This window comes from Amycolatopsis thailandensis (assembly GCF_002234405.1).
Lineage (GTDB): Bacteria > Actinomycetota > Actinomycetes > Mycobacteriales > Pseudonocardiaceae > Amycolatopsis > Amycolatopsis thailandensis.
On sequence record NZ_NMQT01000023.1, the window covers coordinates 26,125 to 36,443 of the forward strand.

Sequence of the window (10,319 nt, forward strand, 5' to 3'; positions counted from 1 at the left end):
CGGGACGCACGCACGCGGGACCTGGTGGACGGCTCACTGGCCGGGTGACCGGGCGCTCTGTCACTGTCGAAGCACTGGAAAAAGGACACTACGCGTATCGAGCTGGAGGGCGCTTGCGATGTACCCCGGATCACGAGTAGCGGACACGCGGCACGGCTCGGCACCCGACCCGATTCCGGCCCCGCCCGCGAGTCCCCTCCGTTTCACCCTGCTCGGCCCGCTCGAACTCGTGCGGGACGGGATCGACTACGCGCCGACGACGCCGAAGCTGCTTCAGGTGCTCGCCATGCTGGTGATGAGCCCCGGAAAGATCGTGCACATCGACACGATCGTCCAGGAACTGTGGGCAAACCACCCGCCACGCAGCGTCCGCACCACGATGCACACCTACGTCTATCAGCTGCGCCGGTGCATCGACGAGAACGACCTCGCCCCGTACGGCGAGACCATGCTGGCGACGAAGCCGCCGGGGTACGTGTTCCGGATCGAGCCGGAGCAGGTGGACGTCTTCGAGTTCCAGGCGCTCCAGAAGACGGGCCGGGAGCTGCAACTGCGGGGCGAGCACGCCGAGGCGGCGAAGTCCTTCAGGGCCGCGCTCGACCTGTGGTCCGGGCCGCCGCTGGCGAACGTCCACTGTGGACAGGTGCTGTCGGCGTACGCGGTCGACCTCGTCGAACAGCGGCGCAGCACCCTGCATCTGCGGATCGAGGCCGACATCGCGGCCGGGATGCGGCACGAGCTGATCGGCGAACTGCGGTCACTGGTCACCGCGAACCCGCTGGACGAGGCCCTGCACGGCCAGCTGATCCGCGTCCTCGGCCGCAGCGGCCGCCGATCCGACGCGCTCGCGACCTACCGCCAGGTGCGGTCGAGGCTCAACAATGAACTGGGCGTCGAACCCTGCGACGAACTGCAGGTCCTGCACCACGACCTGCTTTCCGAGGGCGAACCCGCGTGAAAAACCACTGCTGTCACGGGAAACGAAAGTGAGGATCGGCGGATGAGTCGTACCTATGGACAGTTCTGCGGTCTGGCCCGGGCGCTGGAGATCATCGGCGAACGCTGGTCGCTGCTGATCGTCCGTGACCTCGTCCTCGGCCCGAAGCGGTTCACCGAACTCCAGGCCGGACTGCCCAAGATCCCGGCGAGCACGCTGTCCGCTCGGCTCAACGAACTCGAGCAGTCCGGTGTGCTCCGCCGCCGTGTGCTCCCCCAGCTCGACGCCGCGGTCGTCTACGAACTCACCGAGTACGGCGGCGAGCTCGACCAGATCGTGCTGGACCTCGGTCTCTGGGGCGCGCGGTCGCTGGGACTGCCCGCCCCCGAGGACGTCTTCACCCTGGACGCGGCGATCCTCTCGCTGTACACGACTTTCCGCAGCGAGAAGGCCAAGGGGATCCAGGCCACCTACGAGCTGCACTACCCGGGCGGGATGGTCCTGCACGCGATCATCGAGGACGGCGCGCTCAAGGTCGCCGACGGCGCGCATCCCGGTGCCGACGCGATCATCGAACCGCTGGGCCCGTTCATCAAGGAACTGCTGAACGGGGAACTCACCGCCGAGGACGCCCTGCGGACCGGCAAGGTCCGCGTCGAAGGCGCCTTCGAATACCTGGCGCTGTTCACCGAACTCTTCCACATCCCCGCCACGCCCCAGGTGTCGTCCGGAATCGTCATCCACTGACCGACCGGCCCCGCTTTTCGTGACCGGCGGTGTTTTTACCCAGTCCATTCGTAGTACAAGCACTCCGAATGGCGTAATTTCGCAGATCAGCTCAGCAATCCGGAGTAACGAAAACCGGCGGCGAGCGAGATATCGTCGATGTCCGTCACCGGCCGGTCTTTTCCTCCAAGGAGCCCTTTCATGGCCGCACTCGATCCCCACCGTCCCGGCCTGCTCGCCTCGCTCAACGGGAAATACCATCGCGCGGCGCTCAACATTTTCGCGCTCGTCGTGCTGGCGCACTGGGCGGAACACCTCGTGCAGGCGTTCCAGATCTACGCCCTCGGCTGGAAGACCGCGGACGCCCGCGGCGTGCTGGGCATCCCGTTCCCCAAGCTGATCAGCTCCGAATGGCTGCACTACGGCTACGCCATCGTCATGCTGGTCTTCCTGTTCGCCCTGCGCAAGGGCTTCGCCGGCCGCTCGCGGCAGTGGTGGAACCTGGCGCTGGGCCTGCAGTTCTGGCACCACATCGAGCATCTTCTCCTGCTGATCCAGGCGCAGAGCGGCTGGCGGCTCGGCGGCGGCACCGCGCCGAGCAGCATCATCCAGCTGTTCATCCCGCGCGTCGAGCTGCACCTGTTCTACAACACGATCGTCACGATCCCGATGATCATCGCGATGATCGTGCACCGGAAGGCCTCCGCCGCCGAGCGGGAACTGACCGGCTGCACGTGTTCGCCCGAAAGCCGGCGTGAGCTGGCCACCGCGGCATCGTGACCCGGAGGCTCTTCGCCCTCCTCGCCCTGGTGGCGGCCTGGCTGGGGGTCGCGGTACTCGCCGCGGCCCCGGCCTCGGCCCACGTCGAACTCCTCAACTCGAACCCTGCCGACGGCGCCCGGCTCACCTCGGCGCCGCCGCTGGTCTCGATCACCCTGTCGGAGAACATCGGCATCCAGCCGAACTCGATCAAGGTCGTCGACCAGCAGGGGACCGACGTCGTCTCCGGCCCGGTGTTCCAGCCCGGTGACATCGCCGAACAGGTCGCCGTCAAACTCGAACCCGATCTCCCCGACGGCAGCTACCTCGTCGAGTACGCCTTCGTCTCGGCCGACTCGCATCCGGTGCGCGGCACGCTCGCCTTCGTGATCGGCACCGGCCCCCTGATCACCTCGGCGGGCGCGGTGTCCGCCTCCACCGGCACCGATCCGGTGACCGACGCGTTGTTCACCACCTTCCGCTGGGGCTCGTTCCTCGGCGTCGCACTGCTCGGCGGACTGGTGTTCCTGCTGGTCTGCCGCCCGGGCGGGCGGGCCGATCCGGCGGCGCGGAAGCTGCTCACCGCGGGCCTGTGGCTCTCCGGGGTCACGGCCGTGGCCGGGTTCCTGCTGCAAGGCCCGTACGTCGCGGGCCGCGGCGCGGGCTCGGTCTTCGACCCGGCGCTGATCGAAGCGACCCTGCGGGTGGCGTACGGGAAGCTCCTGCTCCTGCGTCTGGCCGCGATCGTCGCGCTCGCCGTGTTCGTCCGGCGGCTGCTGGCGGACGCGCTGCCGGACCGGCTGCGGTCGCGGTACGAGAACCTCGGCATCGCGGCCGGGTTCATCGTGATGCTGAGCTTCTCCGCGACCGGGCACGCGGTGGCCGACAAGATCATGTTCCTCTCGGTCACCGCCGACCTCGCGCACTTCGGCGCGATGGCCGTCTGGGTGGGCGGGCTGATCCAGCTGGCCGTACTCCTGCGCGGCAAGTACTCGGCGGCCGAGGCCGAACCGGCGCTGGCGCGGTTCCACCCGATCGCCACCTGGTCGATCGTCGTCATGGTGGTCAGCGGCGCCTACCTCGGCTTCCGGCTCGTGCCGTCGGTGGAGGCGCTGTGGACGTCGGCCTACGGCATCGTCTTCCTGCTGAAGCTGACCGGGTTCGCCGCGTTGCTGCTGGTGGCGAACATGAGCCGCAACGCGGTGCGCCGCGGGATCTCCGGCCGCGGCGGCACCGGCGTCGTGACCGCCGACCTGCGGAAACTCCGGGTCAGCGTCGGGGTCGAGGTGCTGATCGTGGCCGTGGTGCTGGCGCTGGCCGCGGCGCTGTCCTCGATGTCCCCGACCGGCTGATCAGCGTTCGACCGCCTCTTCCGGCGGGGCGAACACCCCCCAGGTGAAGGCCCGGAGCCACGGCTCGGGATCGCCCAGCCAGTCCATGGCGGCGATCTGGGCCGGGCTCCGGCGCCCGGCGAGCGACCGGTAGACGTCCACCGGCGCGCCCGAGAGCACCGCGGCGACCGGTTCGGTGCCGGCGACCCAGGTCGCGCCCTCGATCTCGATCCGCATCCCGGGCAGGCCGTGCTTGCCCAGCGAGGTGCCGAGGCCGCCGACGAGCACTTCGAAACTCCGCAGCCAGGCGGCGTGCGCTTCGGGCGGCGGGACGCCGAGCGCGTACCGGAGATCGAGTTCGTGGGTGAAGGCGTCCATCACCATGATGTCGCCGCGGCTCTTGCCGTCGCCGTCGGCGGCGAGCAGCGCGTCGGCCTCAGGTCCGCGTTCGGTCCACAGCCGCAGCACCTCGGCGGCCGACGCCGTCTCAGGAATCGGGCAGGCCTCACCGCCGAACCGGGTGATGACCCGGTCGCAGATTTCGGTCAGATGCGCGAGCAGGTCCCGGACGGTCCACTGTGGACAAGCCGGGACGACCCGGTCCACCGCGCCGGCGTGGTCGGCGATCAAGATCACGATGTTCTCTCTGACCTGCCGATATCCTTCGGCCGCGGTCGCCGTATTCCAGCCAGGGACCCGAATTCGGCTGCTCGTCACGCGGCCACCTCCCGTAAGGGTGAAACGATGATCGTCCATTCTCCCACCGGTTGGAGGATGCTCCTTCTTCCGCTTTGCGCCCGACCGTTCGGCGCAAAGATCACCCACCCGTGACGCGTGTCCTCGCGGCTTCAGGCACACTGGGCAGGGAAAGCCCCGTGTGGCAAGAAAAATCGCGCACTGTGGAGGTGACCAATGGAGATGCCCGGCTTCGATCTGGCGTGGCGTGGCTTCAACCGCGCCCAGGTCCGGGAATTCGTTCGCGAGGTGGAAACCGAGCTACGACGAGTCGCCGCCGAACGCGACGAAGCGATCCGGCGCGGGGAGGCACTCGCCGCCAGGCTCACCGCGGCGCAGGAGGAAAACCGCGAACTGAAGAACAGCGTCGACCGGATCAGCCGCGTGCCGATCGCCCCGGACGCGCTTCAGGAGCGGTCGCGCCGGATGCTCGAACTCACCCGCGAAGAAGCCGCCGACATCAAAGCGCGCGCCGCCGCGGAGGCCGCCGAGGCCGAGGCGGAACGGAAGCGGGTCGCCGAGGACTTCGAGCGCGCGATGACGCTGCGCCGGGCGGAGGCGATGCGCGCCCTCGCCGCGCGGGACGAAGCCTCGCAGGCGAAGGCACGAAAGCTGCTCGACGACGCCGCCGAAAAGGGCGAGCGCCTGGTCGCCGAGGCGCGACAGAAGGCCGACGTGGCCCTCGGCCTGCGCGATGACGTGCTGAAACAGCTGGTCGGGGCCCGCGAACTGCTCGCGGAGGCCGGGACCGTCCTGGCGATCACCGCGGATCCGAAACCGGAAGTGCCCGTTCAGCGCCGGAGCAGGCCCGAAGCCCGCACCGGCACCGAAGCGGCCGCCACCTAGGCGCCATCTCCAGAGGAGAAGACCACCGGGCGGATCTCCATCGCGTTGATGTGCGCGTCCGGGACCTGGCCCGCGATCTCGATCGCGCGCTCCTTGCTGTCGCATTCCACCAGGTAGAAGCCCGCCAGGTACTCCTTCGACTCCGCGAACGGGCCGTCGGTCACCACCGGGACGCCGTCACGCACCCGGACCACCGTGCTCTCCTTCGGCTCCCCCAGCGCCTGCGTCCCCAGCAGTTCGCCGCTCTCGGTGAGCTTCTTCATGAAAGGGTCGATGCGGGCGACCACCTCGTCGCGCTCCTTCTCGGGGAGGGCGTCCCAGGCGGCGGGGTTCATCGTGATCATGATCATGTACTTCATCGGTGTTCCTCCTGGTCATCCGGCCGGTGCCCGGCCACTCACGCAGGAGTCGGAGCCGCCGGATCGTCCTCGACATCCTGGCACCCGCGAATTTCACCCGCCCGGGGCGGATACGTGGGGAGGGTATAGTGAACGTCGGCAGGGAACGACGAGAGAGCGGGTGCGGGATGACGGGATACGGCAGCGAGCGGGAGGCCTACCTCAAGCGCCTGCGCCGGATCGAGGGGCAGATCCGCGGGTTGCAGCGGATGGTCGAAGAGGACAAGTACTGCATCGACATCCTGACCCAGGTGTCCGCGGCCACCAAGGCGCTCCAGTCGTTCTCGCTCGAACTGCTGGACGAGCACCTCGCCACCTGCGTGGTCCAGGCCGCCGCCGCGGGCGGTGAAGAGGCCGACCTCAAGGTCCGGGAGGCGTCCGACGCCATCGCCCGGCTGGTCCGCTCCTGATCAAGCGACGCCTCGGAACCGCCGCAGCCGCAGGCTGTTGGTGACGACGAAGACCGACGAGAACGCCATCGCGGCCCCGGCGATCATGGGGTTGAGCAGGCCGAGCGCGGCCAAGGGCAGCGCGGCGACGTTGTAGGCGAACGCCCAGAACAGGTTGCCCTTGATCGTGCCGAGCGTGCGGCGCGAAAGCCGGATGGCGTCGACGGCGGCGCGCAGGTCACCGCGCACCAGGGTCAGGTCACCGGCCTCGATCGCGGCGTCCGTTCCGGTCCCCATCGAGAGGCCGAGATCGGCCTGGGCGAGCGCGGCCGCGTCGTTGACACCGTCCCCGACCATGGCGACCACACGGCCTTCGGCCTGCAAGCGCTTGACGACGTCGACCTTGCCGGCGGGCAGCACCTCCACGACGACCTCGTCGATCCCGACCTCGGCGGCGACCGCTCGCGCGGATCCGGCGTTGTCGCCGGTCAGCAGTACCGGCCGGAGCCCGAGCGCCTTCAACTCGGCGACAGCCTTGGCCGACGTCGGCTTGACCGTGTCCGCGACGACGATCACTCCTCGCGTCTCACCTTCCCAGGCGACGACGACAGCGGTCGCGCCACGATCCTCGGCGGCAGTCTTGACCTGGGAGAACGTGTCGCCGACGGTGATGCCGTGCTGTTCGAGGAACGCGGACCGCCCGGCCAGGACGGTCTTGCCCTCGACCTCGCCGAGCACCCCCAGGCCCTCGACGTTGCGGAACCCGCCGACCGGCGGCACCTCGTCCACCCGCTCCTCGGCGGCCGTGACGATCGCGCGGGCGATCGGATGCTCGGAGGCGTGCTCGACAGCGGCCGCGAGCCGGAGCACCTCGGCCTCTTCTCCCTGAACGTCGGTGACGCTCATCTTCCCCGCGGTCACCGTGCCGGTCTTGTCCAGGACGACGGTGTCGGCCTGGCGAGTGGACTCCAGCACCTCGGGGCCCTTGATGAGGATGCCCAGCTGCGCGCCGCGGCCGGTGCCGACCAGGAGCGCTGTCGGCGTGGCCAGGCCGAGCGCGCACGGGCAGGCGATGATCAGGACCGCGACGGCGGCGGTGAAGGCGGCGTCCGCCCCGCTGCCCGCCCCGAGCCAGAAGCCGAGCGTGCCGACCGCGAGCGCGATCACCACCGGCACGAATACGGCCGACACCCGGTCGGCGAGCCGCTGGACGCGCGCCTTGCCGTTCTGCGCGTCCTCGACCAGGCGCGCCATCTGCGCGAGCTGGGTGCCGGAGCCGATCCGGGTGGCGCGGACGAGGAGCCTGCCGCCGGCGTTGACCGTCCCTCCGACGACGTTGTCACCGGGGGCCACCTCGACCGGGACGGCTTCACCCGTCAGCATGCTCAGGTCGACCGCGGATCCGCCGTCGGTCACGACACCGTCGGTGGCCATCCTCTCCCCCGGCCGCACGACGAACTCGTCACCGACCTTCAGCTCGCCGATCGGGACGCGGCTCTCGACACCGTCCCTGAGGAGGGCGACGTCCTTCGCGCCGAGTTCGAGCAGCGCGCGCAGGGCGGCGCCGGAGCGGCGCTTGGACCGGGCCTCGAAGTAGCGACCGGCGAGGAGGAAGGTGGTCACTCCCGCCGCGACCTCAAGGTAGAGGTTGCCCGCGCCGGAGCCGCGCTCCATGGTCAGCGCGAAGCCGTGCCGCATGCCGGGGACTCCGGCGGTGCCGAACAGCAGCGCGTACAGCGACCAGAGCGTGGCGGCGACGACGCCGAGCGAGATCAGGGTGTCCATGGTGGCGGCACCGTGGCGGAAGTTCGTCCAGGCGGGGCGGTGGAACGGCCACGCGCCCCAGGTGACGACGGGGGCGGCCAGTGCCAGCGAGACCCACTGCCAGTAGGTGAACTGCCAGGCCGGGACCATCGCCAGCACGATCACCGGCACGGCGAGCACGGCGGAGACCAGGAGCCGCTGCCGGAGACTTTCCGTGCTGTCTTCGCTTGCCTCGGGTTTCGGCGGCTGGGCCGTGTAGCCCGCGGACTCGACGACACCGACGAGGTCGTCGACCGAGAGCGCGGCGGGGAAGTCGACCTGCGCCTTCTCGGTGGCGTAATTGACCGTGGCGGAGACGCCGTCGACCTTGTTCAGCTTGCGTTCGACCCGCGCGGCACAGGAGGCGCAGGTCATCCCGCCGATGGCCAGTTCGACACGCTGGGACGTCCCGGCGGTCACGGCGTGCCTCCCGTGTGTCCCTCGTGATGCCCTTCGTGCGTGCTGGTCGGCGCGGGCGGGCTCGGCGTTTGGTCGAGCGGCCCGACGGCGGACCCGATCGCCCAGGCGACGACGAACACCGCGACCAGAGCCGCGGCGAACGCCGACACCTTGACGGCGGTGCTCACGAGACGAGCTGGTAACCGGCCTCGGTGACGGCCGCGTCCACGATCTGGACATCGAGCGCGGTGTCGCTGGTGACGGTTACCTTGCCGCTGGCGACGTCCACGTTCACGGCGCTGACGCCCGCGATACCGCCGACCTCCTCGGTGACGGAGGAGGCGCAGTGCCCGCAGGACATGCCCTTGACGGTGTAGGTGGTTTCGGCCATCGGTGCGAACTCCTCTACAGGACAAACGAAGCGATCATTTCCTTTATACCCCATGGGGGTAGGGGTGTGCACGGAGGGTGCGGGCACACTGCGGAAATGCGAAAGATCTCCGCCATCGGCATCGGCGCCGGCGACCCGGAACACCTGACTGTCCAGGCCGTCCGGCGGCTGAACGAGACCGATGTGTTCTTCGTGCTCGACAAGGGTTCAGAGAAGCAGGACCTGGTCGGGTTGCGCCAGGAGATCCTCGACCGGTTCGTCGAGCGGCCCGGGTACCGCGTCGTGCGGGCACCGGACCCCGAACGCGACCGTACCCCTGACGACTACCGGAAGGCCGTCGCGGACTGGCACCGGCTCCGCACCGACGTCTACGAGAACATGATCGCTTCGCTGGGCCCCGACGAGCGGGGCGCGTTCCTGGTGTGGGGTGACCCGGCGCTCTACGACTCGACCCTGACTTTGCTGGACGCCGTGCTCGCCAGGGGGAACGTCGAGTTCGAGTACGACGTCGTCCCCGGGGTCAGCAGCGTGGCCGCGCTGACGGCACGGCACCGGACCACGATGAACCAGATCGGGCGCCCGGTGCTCGTCACGACCGGCCGTCGCCTCGAAGCCGGCTGGCCCGCGGACGTCGACGACGTGTTCGTGATGCTGGACGCCCAGTGCACGTTCTCGCGGTTCGCGGATACAGGGCTGGAGATCTACTGGGGTGCGTACCTTGGGACGCCGGACGAGCTCCTGCTCTCCGGCTCACTGACCGCGGATCTCGCTTCGCGGATCCAAGAGGTGCGCGCTTCGGCGCGGTCGCGGAAGGGCTGGATCATGGACATCTACCACCTGCGGCGCCCCGTCCCGCCCCGCCTTTAGTCCGCTGGATGCGGGCGCGCCGGCAGCTGTCCGGTCTGATTGTCGCTGCTGCCAAGGTGCAGTCGGTGTCCCCAATGCCACATTGGGGACACCGACTACACGTTGGAGACACCGGCCGGGTGGATGCTTGCGCGTGCCCCGTCCCTCTCCGCAGGCTCCCGCGACTCGCGTGCTCAGACCCGTAACTCACGTGATCAGAGCCGTAACTCGTGTGATCGGAGCCGTGATTCGTGTGATTAGGGCCGTGATTCGTGTGTTCAGGGGCGGATCTCGTGTGCTTGAGTGGACGGCTCGCGTGATCAGGCGGACGGCGCAGGTGATCAGGCGGACGGCGCAGGTGCTCGGGTGGACGGCACGGCACCCCGGGGATGCCGGCGTCGTCGTGTGTTCCGGCTCTGATCACGCGTGTCACGGGCTCAATCACGGGTGTGACGGGCTCGGGCACGTGAGTCACGGGGTGGGGTGTGGCTGGGGCGGGGTGCGGGCATGAAGAAAAGGCCCAGGTCGGGAGAACTCATGGTTCTCGACCGACCTGGGCCTTTCTTCTTTTTCTTCAATTTTAGTCCGGCGGTGTCCTACTCTCCCACAACCCTTCGGTTGCAGTACCATCGGCGCTGTCAGGCTTAGCTTCCGGGTTCGGAATGGGACCGGGCGTTTCCCTGACGCTATAACCACCGAAACACTACGAAACAACACACACTGCCTGTTTCCAGATCGGTGTGGTGTTTCAGAGCTGTA

Annotated in this window: 12 protein-coding genes and 1 rRNA gene; 7 read left to right on the top strand and 6 right to left on the bottom strand. The window is 69.0% G+C overall.

Going from position 1 to position 10,319, the window contains the following annotated elements; genetic code table 11:
* The first annotated feature begins 118 nt into the window (after positions 1–118).
* The 4 genes from CFP71_RS07545 to CFP71_RS07560 all read left to right on the top strand — a co-directional run bounded on the left by CFP71_RS07545 (position 119) and on the right by CFP71_RS07560 (position 3,774).
* Positions 119–958 (top strand): AfsR/SARP family transcriptional regulator, encoded by an 840-nt coding sequence (locus tag CFP71_RS07545; protein WP_208635903.1) that lies wholly within the window; start codon positions 119–121, stop codon positions 956–958.
* Between the two features lie 42 nt (positions 959–1,000).
* A complete protein-coding gene (locus CFP71_RS07550) occupies positions 1,001–1,684 on the top strand; it encodes a winged helix-turn-helix transcriptional regulator (protein ID WP_093933107.1) in 684 nt (227 codons plus the stop codon).
* Between the two features lie 180 nt (positions 1,685–1,864).
* Positions 1,865–2,443: a hypothetical protein gene (locus CFP71_RS07555; protein ID WP_093933108.1), complete on the top strand. Its 579-nt coding sequence runs from the start codon at positions 1,865–1,867 to the stop codon at positions 2,441–2,443.
* Positions 2,440–3,774, top strand: coding sequence for a copper resistance CopC/CopD family protein (locus tag CFP71_RS07560; RefSeq protein ID WP_093933109.1), 1,335 nt, complete (start codon positions 2,440–2,442; stop codon positions 3,772–3,774). The genes CFP71_RS07555 and CFP71_RS07560 overlap by 4 nt, the downstream gene beginning before the upstream one ends.
* Here the strand turns inward: CFP71_RS07560 and CFP71_RS07565 are convergent, their stop codons facing one another.
* Positions 3,775–4,383, bottom strand: coding sequence for a maleylpyruvate isomerase family mycothiol-dependent enzyme (locus CFP71_RS07565; RefSeq protein WP_093933116.1), 609 nt, complete (start codon positions 4,381–4,383; stop codon positions 3,775–3,777). It lies immediately after the preceding gene.
* Between the two features lie 282 nt (positions 4,384–4,665).
* Between CFP71_RS07565 and CFP71_RS07570 the strand changes: the two genes are divergently transcribed.
* Complete coding sequence (locus CFP71_RS07570) at positions 4,666–5,334, top strand: M protein (RefSeq protein ID WP_093933110.1); 669 nt, start codon at positions 4,666–4,668, stop codon at positions 5,332–5,334.
* On the opposite strand, the gene CFP71_RS07575 is transcribed toward CFP71_RS07570, so the two are convergent.
* Positions 5,331–5,693, bottom strand: coding sequence for a YciI family protein (locus CFP71_RS07575; protein WP_093933111.1), 363 nt, complete (start codon positions 5,691–5,693; stop codon positions 5,331–5,333). The genes CFP71_RS07570 and CFP71_RS07575 overlap by 4 nt on opposite strands.
* Before the next feature lie 167 nt (positions 5,694–5,860).
* Between CFP71_RS07575 and CFP71_RS07580 the strand changes: the two genes are divergently transcribed.
* Entirely contained in the window at positions 5,861–6,142 is a 282-nt protein-coding gene (locus CFP71_RS07580) for a metal-sensitive transcriptional regulator (RefSeq protein WP_009081418.1), read from the top strand.
* On the opposite strand, the gene CFP71_RS07585 is transcribed toward CFP71_RS07580, so the two are convergent.
* The 3 genes from CFP71_RS07585 to CFP71_RS07590 are packed head-to-tail and all read right to left on the bottom strand — an operon-like array spanning position 6,143 to position 8,714.
* Entirely contained in the window at positions 6,143–8,299 is a 2,157-nt protein-coding gene (locus CFP71_RS07585; protein WP_093933117.1) for a heavy metal translocating P-type ATPase, read from the bottom strand.
* 41 nt (positions 8,300–8,340) lie between these two features.
* Positions 8,341–8,511 carry a hypothetical protein gene (locus CFP71_RS44070; RefSeq protein WP_167406032.1) on the bottom strand — a complete coding sequence of 57 codons (171 nt, stop codon included), beginning with the start codon at positions 8,509–8,511 and terminating at the stop codon, positions 8,341–8,343.
* Entirely contained in the window at positions 8,508–8,714 is a 207-nt protein-coding gene (locus tag CFP71_RS07590; protein ID WP_093933112.1) for a heavy-metal-associated domain-containing protein, read from the bottom strand. Before CFP71_RS07590 ends, CFP71_RS44070 begins: the two co-directional genes overlap by 4 nt.
* A 96-nt stretch (positions 8,715–8,810) precedes the next feature.
* On the opposite strand from CFP71_RS07590, the gene cobF reads away from it, so the two are divergent.
* Positions 8,811–9,581, top strand: coding sequence for a precorrin-6A synthase (deacetylating) (gene cobF / locus CFP71_RS07595; RefSeq protein ID WP_093933113.1), 771 nt, complete (start codon positions 8,811–8,813; stop codon positions 9,579–9,581).
* Positions 9,582–10,143: 562 nt separating this feature from the next.
* On the opposite strand, the gene rrf is transcribed toward cobF, so the two are convergent.
* Positions 10,144–10,260 (bottom strand): 5S ribosomal RNA (rrf, locus tag CFP71_RS07600).
* Positions 10,261–10,319 lie beyond the last annotated feature (59 nt).

What these genes read in the sequence shown, in the direction of transcription:
- CFP71_RS07545 (WP_208635903.1), top strand. Translation starts at nt 119, where the DNA reads ATGTACCCCGGATCACGAGTAGCGGACACGCGGCACGGCTCGGCACCC.
- CFP71_RS07550 (WP_093933107.1), top strand. Translation starts at nt 1,001, where the DNA reads ATGAGTCGTACCTATGGACAGTTCTGCGGTCTGGCCCGGGCGCTGGAG.
- CFP71_RS07555 (WP_093933108.1), top strand. Translation starts at nt 1,865, where the DNA reads ATGGCCGCACTCGATCCCCACCGTCCCGGCCTGCTCGCCTCGCTCAAC.
- CFP71_RS07570 (WP_093933110.1), top strand. Translation starts at nt 4,666, where the DNA reads ATGGAGATGCCCGGCTTCGATCTGGCGTGGCGTGGCTTCAACCGCGCC.
- CFP71_RS07575 (WP_093933111.1), bottom strand. Translation starts at nt 5,693, where the DNA reads ATGAAGTACATGATCATGATCACGATGAACCCCGCCGCCTGGGACGCC.
- CFP71_RS07580 (WP_009081418.1), top strand. Translation starts at nt 5,861, where the DNA reads ATGACGGGATACGGCAGCGAGCGGGAGGCCTACCTCAAGCGCCTGCGC.
- CFP71_RS07585 (WP_093933117.1), bottom strand. Translation starts at nt 8,299, where the DNA reads ATGACCTGCGCCTCCTGTGCCGCGCGGGTCGAACGCAAGCTGAACAAG.
- CFP71_RS07590 (WP_093933112.1), bottom strand. Translation starts at nt 8,714, where the DNA reads ATGGCCGAAACCACCTACACCGTCAAGGGCATGTCCTGCGGGCACTGC.
- cobF (WP_093933113.1), top strand. Translation starts at nt 8,811, where the DNA reads ATGCGAAAGATCTCCGCCATCGGCATCGGCGCCGGCGACCCGGAACAC.